The 19,377-nt window shown below is 64.0% G+C and carries 15 protein-coding genes; 6 read left to right on the top strand and 9 right to left on the bottom strand.

From position 1 onward, the window contains the following. Nucleotides 1-112: 112 nt before the first annotated feature. Nucleotides 113-2,023, bottom strand: a complete 1,911-nt coding sequence (dnaK, locus tag K0P03_RS18885) for a molecular chaperone DnaK (protein WP_024270972.1) — start codon at nucleotides 2,021-2,023, stop codon at nucleotides 113-115. A gap of 467 nt (nucleotides 2,024-2,490) precedes the next feature. Here dnaK and K0P03_RS18880 point away from each other — a divergent pair, with 467 nt between their 5' ends. Together K0P03_RS18880 and K0P03_RS18875 are read left to right on the top strand one after the other, a co-directional pair. Further along, complete coding sequence (locus K0P03_RS18880) at nucleotides 2,491-3,210, top strand: hypothetical protein (RefSeq protein ID WP_272790328.1); 720 nt, start codon at nucleotides 2,491-2,493, stop codon at nucleotides 3,208-3,210. A gap of 4 nt (nucleotides 3,211-3,214) precedes the next feature. Continuing rightward, nucleotides 3,215-3,583 carry a hypothetical protein gene (locus K0P03_RS18875; protein ID WP_272790327.1) on the top strand — a complete coding sequence of 123 codons (369 nt, stop codon included), beginning with the start codon at nucleotides 3,215-3,217 and terminating at the stop codon, nucleotides 3,581-3,583. Nucleotides 3,584-3,594: 11 nt separating this feature from the next. On the opposite strand, the gene K0P03_RS18870 is transcribed toward K0P03_RS18875, so the two are convergent. From K0P03_RS18870 to K0P03_RS18850, 5 genes are all read right to left on the bottom strand, one after another. After that, a complete protein-coding gene (locus K0P03_RS18870) occupies nucleotides 3,595-5,808 on the bottom strand; it encodes a transglycosylase domain-containing protein (RefSeq protein ID WP_272790326.1) in 2,214 nt (737 codons plus the stop codon). Between the two features lie 208 nt (nucleotides 5,809-6,016). Next, on the bottom strand, nucleotides 6,017-6,457 hold the full coding sequence (locus tag K0P03_RS18865; protein WP_023517190.1) for a BA14K family protein: 441 nt from the start codon (nucleotides 6,455-6,457) through the stop codon (nucleotides 6,017-6,019). Between the two features lie 101 nt (nucleotides 6,458-6,558). Beyond that, the gene (locus K0P03_RS18860) at nucleotides 6,559-7,506 is read right to left on the bottom strand and encodes a lysylphosphatidylglycerol synthase domain-containing protein (RefSeq protein WP_050742793.1); all 948 of its coding nucleotides are present in this window, start codon (nucleotides 7,504-7,506) and stop codon (nucleotides 6,559-6,561) included. Nucleotides 7,507-7,701: 195 nt separating this feature from the next. Further along, nucleotides 7,702-9,093 carry a M20/M25/M40 family metallo-hydrolase gene (locus K0P03_RS18855; RefSeq protein WP_272790325.1) on the bottom strand — a complete coding sequence of 464 codons (1,392 nt, stop codon included), beginning with the start codon at nucleotides 9,091-9,093 and terminating at the stop codon, nucleotides 7,702-7,704. Nucleotides 9,094-9,210: 117 nt separating this feature from the next. After that, nucleotides 9,211-9,651, bottom strand: a complete 441-nt coding sequence (locus tag K0P03_RS18850) for a MarR family winged helix-turn-helix transcriptional regulator (protein WP_023514972.1) — start codon at nucleotides 9,649-9,651, stop codon at nucleotides 9,211-9,213. A 380-nt stretch (nucleotides 9,652-10,031) separates the two neighbouring features. Here K0P03_RS18850 and polA point away from each other — a divergent pair, with 380 nt between their 5' ends. Then, nucleotides 10,032-13,001, top strand: coding sequence for a DNA polymerase I (gene polA, locus K0P03_RS18845; RefSeq protein WP_272790324.1), 2,970 nt, complete (start codon nucleotides 10,032-10,034; stop codon nucleotides 12,999-13,001). Between the two features lie 85 nt (nucleotides 13,002-13,086). Here polA and K0P03_RS18840 read toward each other — a convergent pair whose 3' ends face one another. Continuing rightward, nucleotides 13,087-14,895, bottom strand: a complete 1,809-nt coding sequence (locus tag K0P03_RS18840; protein ID WP_272790323.1) for an ABC transporter ATP-binding protein — start codon at nucleotides 14,893-14,895, stop codon at nucleotides 13,087-13,089. Nucleotides 14,896-15,202: 307 nt separating this feature from the next. Between K0P03_RS18840 and K0P03_RS18835 the strand changes: the two genes are divergently transcribed. Further along, nucleotides 15,203-16,201 carry a glycoside hydrolase family 5 protein gene (locus K0P03_RS18835; protein ID WP_443020585.1) on the top strand — a complete coding sequence of 333 codons (999 nt, stop codon included), beginning with the start codon at nucleotides 15,203-15,205 and terminating at the stop codon, nucleotides 16,199-16,201. Between the two features lie 94 nt (nucleotides 16,202-16,295). Here the strand turns inward: K0P03_RS18835 and K0P03_RS18830 are convergent, their stop codons facing one another. Beyond that, the gene (locus K0P03_RS18830) at nucleotides 16,296-16,484 is read right to left on the bottom strand and encodes a hypothetical protein (protein WP_023514543.1); all 189 of its coding nucleotides are present in this window, start codon (nucleotides 16,482-16,484) and stop codon (nucleotides 16,296-16,298) included. A 153-nt stretch (nucleotides 16,485-16,637) separates the two neighbouring features. On the opposite strand from K0P03_RS18830, the gene K0P03_RS18825 reads away from it, so the two are divergent. Then, on the top strand, nucleotides 16,638-17,219 hold the full coding sequence (locus K0P03_RS18825) for an IMPACT family protein (RefSeq protein WP_050742797.1): 582 nt from the start codon (nucleotides 16,638-16,640) through the stop codon (nucleotides 17,217-17,219). Between the two features lie 309 nt (nucleotides 17,220-17,528). Further along, a complete protein-coding gene (locus K0P03_RS18820; protein WP_023514541.1) occupies nucleotides 17,529-18,188 on the top strand; it encodes a peroxiredoxin in 660 nt (219 codons plus the stop codon). Nucleotides 18,189-18,253: 65 nt separating this feature from the next. On the opposite strand, the gene K0P03_RS18815 is transcribed toward K0P03_RS18820, so the two are convergent. Further along, a complete protein-coding gene (locus K0P03_RS18815; protein ID WP_023514540.1) occupies nucleotides 18,254-19,240 on the bottom strand; it encodes a Gfo/Idh/MocA family protein in 987 nt (328 codons plus the stop codon). Between the last annotated feature and the right edge of the window lie 137 nt (nucleotides 19,241-19,377).

Raw genomic sequence — 19,377 nt, 5'->3', positions numbered from 1 at the left:
GTCACCGCTTGCAACGGGAGTGATCATCTTGGCCTTGTTCCCTTCGCGCTGACTTCCGCCTTCTTGCTATCCGTTGCACCGGCCGCCTGGGGCGGCCGGCTTTTCAGGAGAATTAGGCCGACTTCTTACGGTCGTCCTCGTCCTTGACTTCCTCATAGTCGGCATCGACGACATTGTCGCCGGCCTCACCCGAGGATGCATTCTCTTCAGCCTGCTGAGCCTCGTAGATCGCCTGACCGAGCTTCATGGAGACTTCCATGAGCGTGTTGGTCTTCGCCTTGATGTCGTCCGCGTCGGGCTCGGAGGCTTCGACGGCGGTCTTCAGCGCGGCGATCGCGTCCTCGATGGCCTTGCGATCGGCTTCCGTGACCTTGTCGCCATATTCCTTGAGGGACTTTTCCGACGAATGGATCAGGCTTTCGGCCTGGTTCTTCGCCTCGACGCCCTCACGGCGCTTCTTGTCGGCCTCGGCATTGGCTTCGGCGTCCTTGACCATCTTCTCGATATCGGCGTCGGAGAGGCCGCCGGAGGCCTGGATGCGGATCTGGTGCTCCTTGCCGGTGCCCTTGTCCTTGGCCGAAACCTGCACGATGCCGTTTGCGTCGATGTCGAAGGTGACCTCGATCTGCGGCATACCGCGGGGTGCCGGGGGAATGCCGACGAGGTCGAACTGGCCGAGCAGCTTGTTGTCCGCAGCCATTTCACGCTCGCCCTGCGAGACGCGGATGGTCACGGCCGACTGGTTGTCCTCGGCGGTCGAGAAGGTCTGCGACTTCTTCGTCGGGATCGTCGTGTTGCGGTCAATCAGACGGGTGAAGACGCCGCCCAGCGTTTCGATGCCCAGCGAGAGCGGGGTCACGTCGAGGAGCAGGACATCCTTGACGTCGCCCTGGAGAACGCCGGCCTGGATGGCGGCGCCCATGGCGACCACTTCATCCGGGTTGACACCCTTGTGCGGCTCCTTGCCGAACAGCTGCTTGACGACTTCCTGCACCTTCGGCATGCGGCTCATGCCGCCGACGAGAACGACTTCGTCGATCTCGGCCGCCGTGACGCCGGCATCCTTGAGGGCTGCCTTGCACGGTGCGACGGTGCGCTGGACGAGGTCGTCGACCAGGCTTTCGAACTTGGCACGCGACAGCTTCATCGTCAGGTGCTTCGGACCGGAGGCGTCCGCCGTGATGAACGGCAGGTTGATTTCGGTCTGCTGCGAGGACGAGAGCTCGATCTTTGCCTTTTCGGCAGCTTCCTTGAGGCGCTGAAGGGCGAGCTTGTCGTTCTTCAGGTCGATGCCCTGGTCCTTCTTGAACTCGGCTGCGAGATATTCGACGAGACGCATGTCGAAGTCTTCACCACCGAGGAAGGTGTCGCCGTTGGTCGACTTCACTTCGAAGACGCCGTCGCCGATTTCCAGGACCGAGATGTCGAACGTGCCGCCGCCAAGGTCGTAGACGGCGATGGTCTTGCCGTCCTTCTTGTCTAGGCCGTAGGCGAGCGCGGCTGCGGTCGGCTCGTTGATGATGCGCAGCACTTCAAGACCCGCGATCCTGCCGGCGTCCTTGGTCGCCTGGCGCTGCGCGTCGTTGAAGTAGGCGGGAACCGTGATGACGGCCTGGGTGATGGTCTCGCCGAGATAGGATTCGGCGGTTTCCTTCATCTTCTGAAGGATCATGGCGGAGATCTGCGAAGGGGAATAGCCCTTGCCGCGGGCATCGACCCAGGCATCGCCGTTGTCGCCCTTGACGATCTTGTAGGGAACGAGACCCTTGTCCTTCTCGACGAGCTTGTCGTCGTAGCGGCGGCCGATGAGGCGCTTGACGGCGAACAGGGTGTTTTCCGGGTTGGTGACCGCCTGGCGCTTGGCCGGCTGGCCGGTCAGCCGCTCACCGTCTTCGGTGAAGGCAACCATGGAAGGCGTCGTGCGCGCGCCTTCGGCATTCTCAATGACCTTCGCGTCCTTGCCATCCATGACGGCGACGCAGGAATTGGTCGTCCCGAGGTCGATACCGATTACTTTAGCCATGTCATTCTCTCCTTGAAGCGAACTGCCGGAACCCATTCAGGCGTTCTTTTGGCAGCCCCTAATGGTATGGTCTTATCGAAAGCACGGGCCTCAGCCCTGCCTTGCGGCGTATATAAGGAGCCCTCCAGACGACTGCAAGACATTGCCGGGCCGCAAAGCTCGCAAAATCAGCGCGTCCGTTGGAATTGGTGTACCGCCGCCGCAACCCGCAATCAACCACAATCCTCTCAGGTGTCTCAAGCGGCGGATTGCGGTTTTGGTGGCTATCGGAGAGATAGTATCTCCCGGCTCGGAAATGTAGAGCCTCCAGTACAAACGGAGATGCCGAAGAGAGAATGGCCGAAGGAAATATATAATATTTCCCTTCACTTGAACGCATCGTGAAATTTTCCCGGGGTCAATTCATCCCCGTCGCCGCCACCTCGCCCACACTTGTTCGACTGAATCGCGAGCGGATTGTGCGGCAAATGATCTCGACGGACCCGACCGAACCAGCCTTTTTACAATTGAGCTACAGACATGCGGCGATATTAGTCGAAATCCGCGCGCTGGCTCTATCCCTCCAATTGAAGGCCGGCTTCCGCGCCGACCAGCCGCGCGTGCCCGCAGGCAATCCCGACGGCGGGCAATGGGTCGACGAAGGTTCCGGCAACCAGCCGATCCTCGTCAGCCGCCGCGGACCTCGCGGTGGGAGACAAGTTCGCATCCTCGGTAGGTTGCAAACTATCACGCCCGCGCAGGAGGTGCGGCTGGCGATCAGTACAAGTCGCATGCAAGAGGCGCTACGCGCCGTTCATAGGCGTGAACCGAACTGGAAACCAACCCCGCAAATCTACGAGACGCTTGAGGGGTTAATACGAGCCAACGAAGCGACAACGCAGGAAGCGATGCTCCGCGTGCTCCAGGCGAAGCTACCACAAACTGGGCTTGGCCCCTATGCAAAAGAGTGGGTTGTTACACCAGAAACAAATAGACGATTTAACCGGACGGAGCAGTCCGAGATCGATCGCATCGGCCGAACCTATGGATGCCATTGGTGTGGTAGAAAGACTTCGGGAACACCTCGCGGCCATTTCATCGGTGACCATCAGGTACCAAAATCAGTTGGCAAGCCAAGCAGGATTTATCCACACTGCTGGTGGTGCAGCAATTCACAGGGCGGACTTTTATCGAAGAGGAGATTTTGACACTATGGCCGTGCAACACCTATCGATCGCCCCGGAATATGTAAGCTTTTACGTCGCAGGCCGCCGAAATGTAGACGTTCCAGTTCATATGGACAGGCAGGGAATCTTTGTTTCCAATGACTGTGTCAACATTCCAGCCTATTACTGGAGCGATGGAGACACTCATGTGACGCTCGGACCCTATTCCGAGGTTGCGGAGGCAAGGGAGCCGGATTCCGACACCATTCTGAACACGCCCAACCAACAGCTCATTCTGTTCGATGCGAACGAGCCTCAATACGCCATTGCACAGGTGCCATCCACGAAAACACGCATCCGGGTCTGGATGGATCACCCGGTCGAGCCGTCAAACGTCACCATCGCCTTTGGATAAACGGACGGCCGTCAGCCGCCCAGAAGCACGTCGAGGAGGGTCGTCCGGCGCGTGCCGGTCTGTCCCTGCTGGCCGACATCGGCGGGCGGCGTAAAACCATCGTCGAGCGGGACGGCGCCCGTCTGTTCGTCCGCCACCGCCTGTCCGTCGCGGGCGGGTTCGTTGCCGAGCGTGCGGGAGATGATGTCGAAGAGCTGGTCGCCTTCCGGCGCGGGTTCGGTTCCGTCCACCACCGGCTCTCCGCCGCCGGCGGTTCCGAAGAGCGGCGAGGGCGCAAGGCCCTCGTGGGCGGCGGTCATGAACTGGCTCCAGGCCTTTGCCGGAAGCCCGCCGCCCGTCACCTTCTTCATCGACTTGCCGTCGTCGTTGCCGAACCAGACGCCCGTCGTCAGGTTGCTCGTATAGCCGACGAAGAGCGCGTCGCGGAAGGATTGCGTCGTGCCGGATTTGCCGGCGGCCGACCAGCCGGGAATGCGGGCGTTCTTGCCGGTGCCCTCGGTGATGACGCGCATCATCATGCCGTTCATCATCGAGACGATATTCTGCTCCAGCACGCGCGGCGGGTTGTCGTAGGTGTTTTCGTAGAGCACCTTGCCGTCGGCCGTCGAAATGCGGCGGATGATGTGCGGCGTCGCCTTGTAGCCGCCGTTCATGAAGGGCGCATAGGCGGCGGTCAGCTCCACCAGCGTCACCTCCGAGGTGCCGAGCGCGATCGAGGCGTTCGATTGCAGCTCCGATTCGATGCCGAGCCTTCGGGCGAGTTTGATCACCTCGTCCGGGCCGACTTCCATGACCAATTGGGCCGCAATCGTGTTCAGCGACTGGGCGAGCGCGGAGGAAAGCGTCACCTCGCCACGGTATTTCTGGTCGTAGTTTTCCGGCGTCCATTTGCCGATCCTGACCGGTGCGTCGTTGCGCACCGAGAGCGGCGAGCGACCGGCTTCGAGCGCTGCGGCATAAACGAAGGGCTTGAAGGCCGAGCCCGGCTGGCGCTTGGCCTTGGAGGCGCGGTCGAACTGGCTTTCAGCATAATCGCGCCCGCCGACGAGCGCGCGGATCGCGCCCGTGCCGTCGATCGAGACGAGCGCGGCCTGCGAGGCGTTCGATTTTTCGCCGTCCTTGTCGAGGAGCGCGGTGATCGCCTCGTCGGCCTTCTTTTCCAGATCGAGGTCGATCGTCGTGTCGATGACGAGGTCTTCCTTGATGTCGCCGATCATGCCCGGCAGCTGGGCCATGACCATGTCGGCGGCATAGTGCTGCGCGCCGGACCAGTAGCTCTTCGCCCGGGCCGGCGTCTGGGACATCGCCGTCGTGATTTCGGTGTCGGTGACGAACCCTTCCTCGCGCATCGCGCCGAGGACGACCTGGGCGCGGGCTTCGGCGGCTTCCGGATCGCGCGCCGGCGAAAGGCGGGACGGCGCTTTCAGGAGGCCGGCCAGAAGCGCGGCCTCGCCGAGGTTCACGTCGCGCGCCGACTTGTTGAAATAGCGCCGCGATGCAGCCTCGACCCCGTAGGAATTCGAGCCGAAGAAGACACGGTTGAGATACATCGCAAGGATCTGGTCCTTGGAATATTTGTGCTCCAGCCAGAAGGCGAGCAGCACTTCCTGCACTTTGCGCTCCAGCGTGCGCTCCGGCGAGAGGAACATGTTTTTCGCAAGCTGCTGGGTCAGCGTCGAGCCGCCCTGCACCATGCGGCCGGTCGTGATGTTGGTGATCATCGCACGGGCGAGGCCGAGCGGATCGATGCCGAAATGCGAATAGAAGCGCCGGTCCTCGATGGCGATGACCGCCTGCGGGATATAGGGCGACATGTTTTCGAGCGACAGCGCCTCGCCGCCGGTGAGGCCGCGGTTGGCGATGGCATCGCCGCTGACGGCGAGGATCTTGATGTTCGGCGGCCGGTCGGGGATCGACCAGCTCGTGGCGCTCGGCATGCGCGCACCGTAATAGAGCACGAGACCGCCGACGCCGATGGCGCCCCAGATGCCGAGCACGACGCACCAGTAGAAGAGCCGCCGGAACAGGCCGAAGAAACCGCCACCGGACGACTGGCGGCGCCGGCCGGAACCGCGCCGCGGCCGCTCGGCCTTCGCCGGCTTGCCGCGTCCCTTGCGCCCGCCCGCCACGCGATCCCCTGCGTCGACGTGGAAATCGTCGTCGTGGCGGCCTCCCGATCCCTGGAAGGACGGTTCGATGCGCTGGGATTTGCGGTTGGCTGCCATAAGCGGTTGGATACACCCTTAAAAATATCGCCGTCCGGTGGACCTTAAATGCGGCGATTTAAGGGGTCGTTAAGAAGCGGTGAACGCGCGGGCGACAGTTTGAGGGGGATTTGAGAGAAAGATCGGGCGGCCGATGGGCCGCCCGGAAAAATGCGCCGGTTTGCCGCGCCGTTTCCGGCGCGGAACCACTCAGACGGCTGCGCCTTGCTCAATAATAGGGCGAGTAGCACTGGCGGCGGCCGCCATAGTTGGGCTGGAACGTGTTGTCATAGTCGCGATACGAGCGATAGCGCGCATAGCACCATTCGGTGTGACGCGGGTTGATGCCCTCGTAGCGCGGCTGCGAATAGCCGTCATTGGCGATCGCGCCGCCGATGATGGCACCCGCACCGAAGGCTGCCAGCGGATACCACCAGCCGTCCGAGTGGCGGCGATAGCCGCGGCGTTCATAGCGATAGCCGCGATGGCCGCCATACCAGCCGCGACGCTCGTGGCGTTCACGACGCCACTGCACGTCCTGCACATCGCTCGCCTGAGAAGCGCCGACCTTCGGCATCGGCATGGCGAAGGCCGGTGCGGATACGAATGTCGTGGCGAACATGGCGACGGCCATGGCAGCGGCAATGCCGCCCTTGATCGTTGTCTTCATGTCGGTCTCCCTTGGATAGTCACTGTTTTACAGTGATCAAGACGGATGACAGCATGAAACAATTCGACTGAATGCAAGATGAACCAAACTTCTCCATCGCCTCAATCCTCGCCGTTGCTCAGCCGGCTGAGAAACCGCTGCCGTTCGAAGATGAGAATGACCACCAGCGCCATGATGAAGGGGATGATCAGGTAGAACAGCCGGAAGACGGCAAGCGCCGCCAGCACCGCCGCCGGATCCATATCCGGCAGGCCGGCGATGAAGACGAGCTCCAGGACGCCGATGCCGCCCGGCGCATGCGACAGCAGCGCGACCGAGAAGGAGGCGAGGAAGATGCCGAGCACGACGAAGAAGCCCGGATTGCCCGCCTCCGGCAGCACGAAGTAGATGATCGCCGCCGCGCCGATGAGTTCGATCGGCGCGATGAAGAGCTGGCGGAAGACCAGCGAGGGTTTTGGATATTCCAACTTCAGCCAGCGGGTATCGATCGGCCGGAAGCCGACGAGACTGCCGACCACGTAGAGCGCGACCAGCGCAAGAATGAAGATTCCCGTCGAAAACGCCGCCTCGATCGGCAGAAGATGGGAGAAGCGCTCGACGATTTCCGGTTCCAGCACCAGCACCAGGCCGAACAGCATGACCGTGCCGAGCGCGAAGGTGAAGGAGCAGAAGGCGACGAGAACGCCCACCTCCGATCCTGTCAACCCCTTCGACGTATAGGCGCGATAGCGCACCAGCGCGCCTGAAAACACCGAAGCGCCGATATTGTGCGACAGCGCATAGGTGGTGAAGGAGGTGATGGTGATGAACCACAGCGAGATACGGTGACCAAGGTGTTCGAGCGCCAGATGGTCATAGGCGGCAAGCGCCGCATAGGCGAGCAGGGTCGCGCCGCAGGCGAGCAGCCAGCCGGAGACCGGAATGGCATGGAGGCTTGCCATGAACTCGTCGAGCGACAGGCCCCGCAGGTCCTTGTAGAGGATGTAGATCGACAGGATGATCGCGGCTGTGCTGACGAGCGGCCAGAAGAATTTTTTCAGCCGCTTCATCCTGCCTCCCCCTCTGCTCCCGGCGCGCCATAGCCTGAGCAGCGAGGGTTTCTCGCAATCTTTCCTGATGCCATCCTCACCCTTCCCCATGTCCGGGCCGTCGTCGCCTGTCCGCGCGCGGCCCTTGTTTTTTGAAGAAACCAGCATTTCCGTTCCGTCCGGTTAATGCTGGCCTCCCATCTCATCACATCTGCGTCAGCGCGCTGCGAGCGCCGAAAGAATGCGCACCCACGAGCGGATGCCCTTTTCGAAGGAGCGCAGCTCGTATTTCTCGTTCGGCGAATGGATGCGGTCGTCCGACAGCGCGAAGCCGACGAGCAGGGATTCCATGCCGAGCATCTTCTGGAAATCGCCGACGATCGGGATGGAGCCACCCATGCCGATGACCACGGCGGGCTTTGGCCATTCGTCCGACAGTGCGCTCTTCGCCTTGCCGAGCAGCGCGGAATCGTAAGGGAGCTGGATGGCCGGCGAACCGCCATGGGCGTGGAACGTCACCGAGCAATCGGCCGGCACCCGGGCCCGCACATAGGCGCGGAACGCGTCGCGGATCTTCGCCGGATCCTGCTTGCCGACGAGGCGGAAGGAGACCTTTGCCGAGGCTTCGGCGGCGATCACCGTCTTGAAGCCTTCGCCCGTATAGCCGCCGGTGATGCCGTTGACCTCGGCGGTCGGGCGCGCCCAGGTGAGTTCGAGCACCGAGCGGCCCTTTTCGCCCGAAGGAATCGACAGGCCGATCTCGCCGAGGAAGCTCTCAGCCGTCTTGCCGAGCGTTTCCCATGCCGCCTTGATCTGGGTCGGCGTCTCCTCGACGCCGTCGTAGAAGCCGTCGAGCGTCACGCGGCCGGTGTCGTCGTGCAGGCCGGCGAGGATGTCCGACAGGATGTGGATCGGGTTTGCCGCAGCGCCGCCGAAATAGCCGGAATGCAGATCCCGGTCAGCCGCCTTGACGACGATCTCCTCGCCGACGAGGCCGCGCAGGCCTGCGGAGATCGCCGGCGTGTCGGCGTCCCACATGCTGGTATCGCAGACGAGGGCGAAATCGGCCGTCAGCTCGGCGGCATTGGCCTCGAGGAAGGGCTTCAGCGAGGGCGAACCCGACTCCTCCTCGCCTTCGAAAAGGATGGTGACGCGGCAGGGCAGCGCGCCCGTCGTTTCCTTGTAGGCGCGGCAGGCTTCCACGAAGGTCAGGAGCTGACCCTTGTCGTCAGAGGTGCCGCGACCGGTGATGACGCGCCGACCCTCGCCCGCATCGCGCACCGCCGGCTCGAAGGGATCATGGTCCCACAGGTTCAGCGGATCGACCGGCTGGACGTCGTAGTGACCGTAGAACAGGACATGCGGCGCATCGGGCCTTGCGCCATCGTGATGGGCGACGACCATGGGGTGGCCGGGCGTGTCGCGCACCGTCGCGTCGAAGCCGAGCGAGCGCAGCTCCGTGACCAGCCACTCGGCCGCCCGGCGGCACTCCACCTTGAAGGCCGGATCGGTCGAGATGGACTTGATGCGCACCAGTTCGAACAGGCGTTCGAGGCTGGCCGGAATGCCGGCGCTGGCACGATCGAGGACGGGCAGGATATTGGTCATGGATGAACCCCTAGAACATGATGCGGTCGCGCTCTTGCGATGCAACATGCGGCAAATCAAATGAATTTCGGCGCGACATTAGACCGATCGGCTCGGTCAGGGCAAATCGTATGACGATCAGATGCGCGGATCGCGGCCGAGATTGGCAAGCACCAGGCGCATATATTCCAGAAGCAGCTCCCGCTCGAAACGCCGGAACCCCTGGAACAGCGTGTCCTCGGTGGCCGAGGCCGCCGCCATCGCGGTTTCGCGCAGCGCCTTGCCACGGTTCGTCAGGAAGACGAGCTGGGCCCGCTTGTCCTTCGGGTGACGCCGGCGGGAGATGAGCCCGTCGCGCTGCATGCGGGCAAGCGTGTTGGCCATGGTCGCCTGCTCGATGTCGAGCCGGTCGAGCAGTTCGCGCTGGGTGAGACCGTCGCCGCTCCAGAGCTCCAGGAGGACCGGGAACTGACCGGGCGCAAAACCAGCCCCGTCCGCCCGCACCTGAAGGGCGCGGGACGCCGCCTTCGCCAGGAGATTGGCGAGGTATGCTGCCGACTCCTTCCGGTCAAATTCCATGGCGGGAAGGTATGCCGCTTTCAGGGGGAAGACAACTATGGATCGCAGGCGATCCATCTGCCCCAAAACGAGAAGCCGCCGACGACAGGAGGCTTGTCGCGGCGGCTTCTTCGAATGATGGACAAAGGCCCGGAGAGGGGGATGAGGCCTTTGTCCTTTGTCTGGCGCGGCGGGGGACAGGCCGGGTGCCAGACAACGGCTTTGATCAGGTGCCGATGACCAATATCTGTGGGTTCGAATGTGGCTTTTCAAGGGATTCAGGAGGCCTGGAAAATTACAAATTGGTAACGTTCGTGTGAGGCTTTCCACGCCCCGGGAGCGCCCGTTTTCCCACAATGAAAGATGGACGCGGAAAGCCGCCCGCGCTATCCATTCACCCCATGAAAAAAGGTGATCATCTCTTCCTCGTCGACGGCTCGGGTTTCATCTTCCGTGCCTTCCACGCCATCCCGCCGCTCAACCGCAAATCGGACGGGCTGCCGGTCAATGCCGTCTCGGGTTTCTGCAACATGCTGTGGAAGCTCTTGAAGGATGCGCGCAACACCGACGTGGGCGTGACGCCGACCCATTTCGCGGTCATCTTCGACTATTCCTCGAAGACCTTCCGCAACGAACTCTACGACCAGTACAAGGCGAACCGGTCGGCACCACCGGAAGACCTGATCCCGCAGTTCGGCCTGATCCGCCATGCGACACGCGCCTTCAACCTGCCCTGCATCGAGAAGGAAGGTTTCGAGGCCGACGACCTGATCGCCACCTATGCCCGCCTTGCCGAAGCCGACGGCGCCGGCGTCACGATCGTCTCTTCCGACAAGGACCTGATGCAGCTCGTGACCGAGAACGTCTCGATGTACGACGGCATGAAGGACAAGCAGATCTCCATTCCCGAAGTCATCGAGAAATGGGGCGTGCCGCCGGAGAAGATGATCGACCTCCAGTCGCTGACCGGCGATTCGACCGACAACGTGCCCGGCGTGCCCGGCATCGGCCCGAAGACGGCCGCGCAGCTTCTCGACGAATATGGCGACCTCGATACGCTGCTCGCCCGCGCCGAGGAGATCAAGCAGGCCAAACGCCGCGAGAACATCATCGCCAATCGCGACCTCGTGCTGCTCTCCCGCCAGCTCGTTACGCTGAAGACGGACACACCGCTCGATACGCCCCTCGACGACCTGATCCTGCACCCGCAGGACGGGCCCCGGCTAATCGCCTTCCTGAAGGCGATGGAGTTCACCACGCTGACACGCCGCGTCGCCGAAGCCTGCGATTGCGATGCCGGCGCCATCGAACCGGCGGACGTGCCGGTCGAAGGGGGCACCGAGGCGCGCGGCTCGGACCTCGACAAGGGCGACAGCGCGACAGCCCCTGCCGGCACGGAAACGGCTGCCGCAGCGCCGCCGCCTGCCGCGGCTGCGGACGGCGATACGCCCGCCGCGCTCGCAAGGGCACGCGCCGAGCGCTTTGCCGCCGTACCCATCGACCATGCCGGCTACGAGACCGTCCGGGACCTCGAAGCGCTGGACCGCTGGATCGCCGCCGCACAAGAGACCGGTCTCGTCGGTTTCGACACGGAGACGACCTCGCTCGACGCCATGCAGGCCGAACTCTGCGGCTTCTCCCTGGCGATCGCCGACAATGCCAAGGATCCGGCCGGCACCGCCATCCGCGCCTGCTATGTGCCGCTCAACCACAAGACCGGCGTCGGCGACCTGCTCGGCGGCGGGCTTGCCGAGGGGCAGATCCCGATCCGCCCGGCGCTGGAGCGGCTGAAGAGCCTGCTGGAGGATCCGTCCGTCCTGAAGGTCGCGCAGAACCTCAAATACGACTATCTCGTCATGCGCCGGCACGGCATCACCGTGAAGGGCTTCGACGACACGATGCTGATGTCCTATGCGCTCGATGCGGGCACCACCACGCACGGCATGGACACGCTTTCCGAACGCTGGCTCGGCCACAAGCCGATCGCCTACAAGGACGTCGCCGGCTCCGGCAAGGGCGCGCAGACCTTCGACATGGTCGATATTTCCCGCGCCACGACCTATGCCGCCGAGGATGCCGACGTGACGCTGCGCCTCTGGCACGTGCTGAAGCCGCGCCTTGCGAGCGAGCGCATGACCACCGTCTACGAGCGGCTGGAGCGCCCGCTGGTGCCCGTGCTGGCGCGCATGGAAGAGCGCGGCATCACCATCGACCGCCAGGTGCTGTCCCGCCTTTCCGGGGAGCTCGCACAGGGCGCTGCCGCCCTTGAAGAAGAGATCTACGAGCTTGCCGGCGAACGTTTCAACATCGGCTCGCCGAAACAGCTCGGCGACATCCTGTTCGGCAAGATGGGCCTGTCCGGCGCCTCCAAGACGAAGACCGGCCAGTGGTCGACGTCCGCGCAGGTGCTCGAAGACCTTGCCGCACAGGGTATTCCGCTGCCGCGCAAGATCGTCGACTGGCGCCAGCTGACCAAGCTGAAATCAACCTATACGGACGCCCTGCCCGGCTTCGTCCATCCCGAGACGAAGCGCGTGCACACATCCTATGCGCTGGCCGCGACGACGACCGGCCGCCTCTCCTCCTCCGATCCGAACCTGCAGAACATTCCGGTGCGCACCGCGGAAGGCCGCAAGATCCGAACGGCCTTCATCTCGACACCCGGCCACAAGCTGGTCTCGGCCGACTACAGCCAGATCGAGCTGCGCGTGCTCGCCCATGTCGCCGACATCCCGCAGCTGAAGCAGGCTTTTGCCGACGGCGTCGACATCCACGCGATGACGGCCTCCGAGATGTTCGGCGTGCCGGTCGAAGGCATGCCGTCCGAAGTCCGCCGCCGTGCGAAGGCGATCAATTTCGGCATCATCTACGGCATCTCGGCCTTCGGCCTTGCCAACCAGCTCTCCATCGAGCGCTCGGAGGCCGGCGACTATATCAAGAAGTATTTCGAGCGCTTCCCGGGCATCAAGGACTACATGGACCAGACCAAGGCCTTCGCCCGCGAGAACGGCTATGTCGAAACCATCTTTGGCCGCCGCGCGCATTACCCGGAGATCAAGTCGTCCAATCCCTCCGTGCGCGCCTTCAACGAACGCGCCTCGATCAACGCGCCGATCCAGGGTTCTGCCGCCGACATCATCCGCCGCGCCATGATCAAGATGGAGCCGGCACTTTCCGCCGCCGGCCTCTCCGCCCGCATGTTGCTGCAGGTGCATGACGAACTGATCTTCGAGGTCGAGGACAGCGAAGTGGAAAAGGCGATCCCGATCATCGTCGACGTGATGGAGAACGCTTCCATGCCGGCGCTTGCGATGAAGGTGCCGCTGAAGGTGGACGCCCGTGCGGCGACCAACTGGGACGAGGCGCACTGAGGGACGCAAGGCGGTCCCTCATCCTGTTGCCGCGACCGTCTCCTCGCAAGCGGGGAGAAGGTGCCGGCAGGCGGATAAGGGGTGCTTATGCCGTCTCGTTCATCTCCGCATGCCCCGTCTGGATGTTCCATAGCGTGCGATAGAGCCCCGGCCGTTCCACAAGCTCGTCGTGCGCGCCCGACTGGATCACCCGCCCGGCCTCCATGACGTGGATCGCATCCGCATGTACCACCGTGCTCAGCCGGTGCGCGACGAGGATCACCGTGCGCTTGCCCTTCATCCTGGCGAGCGAGCGCTGGATCGCCGCTTCCGTCTCGTTGTCGACGGCGCTCGTCGCCTCGTCGAGGATGAGGATCGCCGGATCGATCAGCAGCGCACGGGCGAGCGCGATGCGCTGACGCTGGCCGCCCGAAAGTTTCTGGCCGTATTCGCCGATCTGGCTTTCGTAACCCTCCGGCAGGTCGCGGATGAAGCCGTCGGCCTCCGCCATGCGCGCCGCGGCTTCCACCTCTTCGCGGCTCGCCTCCGGCCGACCGTAGGCGATATTGTCGGCGATCGACCCGGAAAACAGCGTCACCTCCTGCGGCACCCAGGCCATGCTGGTGCGAAGACATTCGCCGGACCAGTCGGCGAGCGGCACGCCATCAAGGGAAATGCGCCCCCTTTGCGGGCGGATGAAAAGGCCGAGGAGCTTGATAAGGGTCGACTTGCCGCTGCCCGTCGGGCCGACGAGGGCGACTGTCTCGCCCGCCTTGATGGCAAGGTTGATGTCCGTGACGCCGCCGGGGCTCGTCGCATAGCGGAAGCCGACACCGTCGATCTCGAAGCGGCCGGAGACCTTTGACTCGTGCGTCCCGTGCGGTTCGCCGCGCGGCTCGTCGAGCAGGCGCAGGATGCGCCGCGTCGAGGCCATGGCGCGCTCGTAGAGGTCGGCGATCTCGGCAAGGCCGGTCATCGGCCAGAGCAGACGCTGGGTGAGGAAGACGAGCAGGCCATAGGCGCCGACCTGCATCTCGCCGTTCAGCGTCAGCCAGCCGCCGATCAGGAAGGTGGCGAGGAAGCCGGACAGGATCGCCATGCGGATGATCGGAATGAAGGCGGAGGAGACGCGAATCGCCGCGCGGTTCGCCTCGACATAGCCACGGCTTTCTGCCGTCAGCGTCGCCGTCTCGCGCGCCTCGGCACCGAAGGCGCGGATGGTCTGCAGGCCCTGCAGGTTGGTGGTGAGCCGCGCGCCGAGCCCGCCAGCCCGCGCCCGAACCGCATCGTAGCGCGCCTGCGCGCGGCGCTGGAACCAGAAGGCCCCGGCGATGATCGCCGGCACCGGCGTAAACGCGATGACCGCGATCAGCGGGCTGACGATGAAGAACACCGCGCCGACGAGCAGGACGGCGGCGAAGGTCTGGATCAGCTCGTTCGCCCCGCGGTCGAGGAAGCGTTCCAGCTGGTTGATGTCGTCGTTCAAGACGGCGACGAGATCGCCGGAACGGTTCTCCTCGTAGAAGCTCGTCGGCAGATGCTGGGCATGGTCATAACAGAGGATGCGGAGGCGATGCTGCACGTCCTGCGCCAGCCCCCGCCAGAGGATCTGATAGAAATATTCGAACAGCGATTCGCCGAACCAGATGACGAAGGTGGCGATGCCGAGCAGGGCGAGCTGGTGTACGGGATCGGTGATGCCGACCTTGGCGACGAAGGAATCCTTCCCGCGCACCACCACGTCGAGCGCGATGCCGATCAGGATTTCCGGCATGACGTCGAAGATCTTGTTGATCACCGACGAGGCGACAGCCCGCACCACACGACCCTTCTCGTCGCTGACGAGCGACAGGAGAACACGCAGTGGATGGCGATTGCCGGAGGACGGGGGAGCGGACGTCGCGGGAGCGGGCATGGAAAGAACCTGTTGTCGAGGCCTGCCGGTCCACCGGCGGCGTCCCCGCCTCTAGAGCATTTTACGGCCAAGTGGAATCACCGCTCCGCCCGCGTGCGGCTGACGGCAGCACGACGGTGGCATTCTCTTAATCCATTTCGCGAAAAGGCGAGCCGCCTTAACACCGCCTTAAGATCGTGCGCGTCTTGATCGGCTCTCATAGGCGGGGTGCAAGACCCCAGGAACGAACCGGCACCCGGCCGGAACGGAGGCAGGCGTGCAATCCCTATCCGGCGCGGCAGCGCGCTTTCGACTGCTGGCGGCTGCAATGGCCGTGATGCTTCCCGTTCAGGCGAGCGCAGCCTGCCTCAGCGGCGTGAATCTCGCCGGTGCCGAATTCGGCGAGGGGCGCGGCACGTTCGGCAAGGACTACACCTATCCCTCTGCCGAAACGATCGCCTATTTTGCCGGCAAGGGCTTCAACGCCGTGCGCCTTCCCTTCAAGTGGGAACGGCTGCAGCCGCGATTGAACCGCGGCTTCGACAAGGCGGAGCGCAAGCGGCTCGCCGACACCGTCAAGGCATTGCGCGGCGCCGGCATGACCGTCATTCTCGATCCGCACAACTATGCCTATTACGGCGACAAGCAGATCGGCTCGCCGGACCTGCCGGACAGCGCCTTCGCCGATTTCTGGCGCCGGCTCGCCGAGGACTACAAGAACGACGGCGGCGTGCAGTTCGGCCTGATGAACGAACCGCACGACGTGCCCGCCACGCAATGGCTCGCCTCCGCCAATGCCGCGATCGCCGCGATCCGCGAGACGGGCGCAAAAAACCTCGTCCTCGTGCCCGGCACGATCTGGACGGGCGCGCACAGCTGGGAAGAGGAACGCGAGGGCGGCGCCAACGGCACCGTCATGCTCGACGTCAAGGACCCCGCCAACAACCACGTCTACGAGGTCCACCAGTATCTCGACGCCGATTTTTCCGGCAAGGCGGATACCTGCACGCGGGCGGACGACGCTGTCGCCGCGCTGGAGCGCTTCACCGACTGGTTGAAGCGTAACAACAAACGCGGTTTCCTCGGAGAGTTCGGCGGCTCGGCGGACAAGACGTGCCTGGACGGACTGGCCCGCATGACGGCGCTGGTCGGCAAGGAGCGTGCAGTCTGGACCGGCTGGGCCTATTGGGCGGCCGGCGACTGGTGGCCGGCAACAGAACCGCTCAACATCCAGCCGACCGCTGACGGCGACCGGGCACAGCTAGCCGCCCTCATCGCCGGCGGCGGGCTGCCGGCCAAGCCCGGGGCCTGCCCGGCGCTTCCCTGACATGCCGGTTCCGGCCCTGCGGTGAAGCGGCTGCGCCCGCTGTTGCTGCTCGACTACAAAAAATCACCGATGACTTTCTGCAGTCTCCCCCGATTCAAAAGAAGACGTGCAACGGCCACTGGACAGGGCGACGGGAGAAGGAAAGCCGGCTTCCTTCGAGCGGCAGCCTGTCTTCCGTCACGCGGCCAGCCGTATCCTCCGAACGGGATTGCTCTTCCTTCGGCTGGAAGCCGACGGGATAGAGGTTGAAGTAGCCAAGCGTCACGCCGCCGAGATAGATCATGCGGAAGGCTCCCGTTCTGTTTAACGTCCCGGCCGACATCATGGCAAAATCGTGGCGTCTGTCAATAGTCTATAGAATTAGTGCTCTATTCCGCGCTTGATATGAAGGGCGCCGAGGGGGTACGAGGCGGCCAGACGCCACCGGGAAGATGCCTTGTACACGCTGGACCAGACTGCGCTGTTCGAAGAGGAGATCCGCAAGAGCCGGTTCCGCGCGATCGCCTGTCCCGTCGAGAACGAGGCGGAGGCGAAGACGCGGCTGGCTGAAGTGTCGGATCCTGCGGCGAACCACAATTGCTGGGCCTTCCGCATCGGCCAGACCTATCGCTTCAGCGACGACGGCGAACCGAGCGGTACGGCCGGAAAGCCGATCCTGCAGGCGATCGACGGCCAGGCGCTCGACCGCACGCTCGTCGTCGTCACGCGCTGGTTCGGCGGCATCCTGCTCGGCAGCGGCGGGCTCATCCGCGCCTATGGCGGCACCGCGGCCGCCTGCCTGCGCGCGGCAGCCAAGACCGAATATGTCGAACGCATCGCGCTCTCCGTCTCGCTCGGCTTTTCCGACCTTGCCCTCGTCAAGGCGCGGCTGTCCGCCCTGGCGGGCCTGGTGATGGACGAGGAGGCCTTTCACGAGAGGGGCGCGCGCCTTTCCTTCCGGGTACCGGTGGAAAAGGCGGACGAGATCGGCCGGATGGTCGCCGACCTGACAAGCGGGCGCGCCGAGATCGACGAATAAACGGCTTGCGCGCAAAAACCGCCGCCTCCATGCATGGACAGGGTTCCCGCACCGGATTCCGCCCTCCGGCCAAAAGAAATCGTCTTCCACATCCCGTCGGCTTCGCAGAACGGTTTGGCGCAGCATGCCCGAGCGGCCGAAAGCCTTCATCCCGCCGGCGAAAAGGGCGCAAAGATGCGCTTCTGCGCGGGTCGCCAGCGACGGTGTGCCGCTATAGGCAAGGTGGTTTTTTCGTTCTATCTACCAGCCCGGACATATTTTTCGCGGGGGCTCCCCTGCGATCCCCGCACGAAAGAGAGGACGATCCCCATGAGCCTTCGCATCAACGACATCGCTCCGGACTTCACCGCCGAGACCACCATCGGCCCGGTCAGCTTCCATGACTGGATCGGCGACGGCTGGGCCGTGCTCTTCTCGCACCCGAAGAACTTCACCCCGGTCTGCACCACCGAGCTCGGCGCCATGGCCGGCGTCGAGGGCGAGTTCCGCAAGCGCGGCGTCAAGATCATCGGCATCTCCGTCGATCCGGTCGACAGCCACGTCAAGTGGAAGGCCGACATCCGCACCGCCACGGGCTTCGACGTCGAATACCCGCTGATCGGCGACAAGGACCTGAAGGTGGCCAAGCTCTATGACATGCTGCCGGCCGCCGCCGGCGACACATCGGAAGGCCGCACGCCCGCCGACAACGCCACGGTGCGCTCCGTCTTCGTCATCGGCCCGGACAAGAAGATCAAGCTGATCCTCACCTACCCGATGACGACGGGCCGCAACTTCGCCGAGATCCTGCGCGCGATTGACTCCATCCAGCTCACCAGCAAGCACCAGGTGGCGACGCCTGCCAATTGGCAGCAGGGCGACGACGTCATCATCACCGCCGCCGTTTCCAACGAGGACGCCATCACCCGCTTCGGCGCCTTCGACACCGTCCTGCCCTACCTGCGCAAGACGAAGCAGCCGGCCGCCTGATCGGCCCCGGCCAACATGTGAAATCCCCTCCGCCCTGCCCTTGCGTGGCGGAGGGTGAGCCGGCTTTAGACCGGCTCCCAGCCATCCTTCTCGCTGGCGCGGTAGATGGCGTCGATGAGCCTCTGGTTGAGGCGCGAATTTTCCAGCGACACGACCTCCTCGTCCCCCCCGAGCGCCGCCCGGGTGAAGGCCTCGGCTTCGCGCCTGTACTGGCGGGCATCCTGGAAGCGGAAGAACTGGCTTTCGCTGTGGCTCTGGTTGGTAAGCTCGATCTCCTCCGCCCCGTAGCGATCGGCATTGAAGGGCGATTTCACCTCGATGAAGCCCTTGTCGCCGTGGAAGACCATGACCTGACGCTGGGCGAGCTGGGTGGAAACGTAGAAGGAGAGCTCGAAATCGCCGAAATCGGCGCGCACGCTGGAATAGACGTCCGTGCCGAATTCCGGGTCGCGATCGGTGCTCGCCTGCACGCGGACCGGCTCCTTGCCGGTGGAAAAGCGCGTGGTGATGGTCGGGTAAACGCCGATATCGGGCAGACCGCCGCCGCCGAGCGCCGGCACGTTGCGCATGTTGCCGGGGTCGCGGTTAAAGTAGGTGAAGGCACCCTGCACGTGGCGCAGCCGGCCGATCGCCCCTTCGGCCAGCAGCGCGCGGACCTTCCGCCAGACGGGGCTGTAGGTGACCATGAAGGCTTCCGAGATCAGCACCTTGTTGCGGTCACGCGCGGCGATGAGCGCATCGATCTCCTCGGCCTTGAGTGCGATCGGCTTCTCGCACAGCACATGTTTCCCCGCATCCGCCGCCTTGATCGACCATTCCACATGCTGGGACGTCGGCAGCGGGATATAGACGGCGTCGATCGTGTCCGAGGCCAGCATCTCCTCGTAGGAGCCGAAGGCATGCGGCACCGAGAAGCGGTCGGCCATGGCGCGGGCCTTGGCGAGGTCGCGGCTGGCAATGGCGGTGATGACGCAGTTTTCCGCATCCTGGATGGCCGGCACGACGAGTTCGCGGCCGATCTTGGCCGTCGACAGGATTCCGAAACGCAGCATGATGATCTCTCCTTGATTGCGACAGGAGACTAGTCGCGAGGTACGTTCCTCGCAAGCCGAGCCACCCGGCAAAAAGTCGGATCCGCTGCGTGCAAAGGCGCCGGCTGCGCCCTATGTTGCAGGAAGCCTTTTTTCAG

Origin of the sequence: Shinella sp. HY16, assembly GCF_028534175.1 — a bacterium.
In the GTDB taxonomy this organism is placed as follows: domain Bacteria; phylum Pseudomonadota; class Alphaproteobacteria; order Rhizobiales; family Rhizobiaceae; genus Shinella.
The sequence above is the reverse complement of the archived record's forward strand: the minus strand, read 5'-3'. Positions and strand labels throughout refer to the sequence as shown.

What these genes read in the sequence shown, in the direction of transcription:
- dnaK (WP_024270972.1), bottom strand. Translation starts at nt 2,023, where the DNA reads ATGGCTAAAGTAATCGGTATCGACCTCGGGACGACCAATTCCTGCGTC.
- K0P03_RS18880 (WP_272790328.1), top strand. Translation starts at nt 2,491, where the DNA reads ATGATCTCGACGGACCCGACCGAACCAGCCTTTTTACAATTGAGCTAC.
- K0P03_RS18875 (WP_272790327.1), top strand. Translation starts at nt 3,215, where the DNA reads ATGGCCGTGCAACACCTATCGATCGCCCCGGAATATGTAAGCTTTTAC.
- K0P03_RS18870 (WP_272790326.1), bottom strand. Translation starts at nt 5,808, where the DNA reads ATGGCAGCCAACCGCAAATCCCAGCGCATCGAACCGTCCTTCCAGGGA.
- K0P03_RS18865 (WP_023517190.1), bottom strand. Translation starts at nt 6,457, where the DNA reads ATGAAGACAACGATCAAGGGCGGCATTGCCGCTGCCATGGCCGTCGCC.
- K0P03_RS18860 (WP_050742793.1), bottom strand. Translation starts at nt 7,506, where the DNA reads ATGAAGCGGCTGAAAAAATTCTTCTGGCCGCTCGTCAGCACAGCCGCG.
- K0P03_RS18855 (WP_272790325.1), bottom strand. Translation starts at nt 9,093, where the DNA reads ATGACCAATATCCTGCCCGTCCTCGATCGTGCCAGCGCCGGCATTCCG.
- K0P03_RS18850 (WP_023514972.1), bottom strand. Translation starts at nt 9,651, where the DNA reads ATGGAATTTGACCGGAAGGAGTCGGCAGCATACCTCGCCAATCTCCTG.
- polA (WP_272790324.1), top strand. Translation starts at nt 10,032, where the DNA reads ATGAAAAAAGGTGATCATCTCTTCCTCGTCGACGGCTCGGGTTTCATC.
- K0P03_RS18840 (WP_272790323.1), bottom strand. Translation starts at nt 14,895, where the DNA reads ATGCCCGCTCCCGCGACGTCCGCTCCCCCGTCCTCCGGCAATCGCCAT.
- K0P03_RS18835 (WP_443020585.1), top strand. Translation starts at nt 15,203, where the DNA reads ATGGCCGTGATGCTTCCCGTTCAGGCGAGCGCAGCCTGCCTCAGCGGC.
- K0P03_RS18830 (WP_023514543.1), bottom strand. Translation starts at nt 16,484, where the DNA reads ATGATCTATCTCGGCGGCGTGACGCTTGGCTACTTCAACCTCTATCCC.
- K0P03_RS18820 (WP_023514541.1), top strand. Translation starts at nt 17,529, where the DNA reads ATGAGCCTTCGCATCAACGACATCGCTCCGGACTTCACCGCCGAGACC.
- K0P03_RS18815 (WP_023514540.1), bottom strand. Translation starts at nt 19,240, where the DNA reads ATGCTGCGTTTCGGAATCCTGTCGACGGCCAAGATCGGCCGCGAACTC.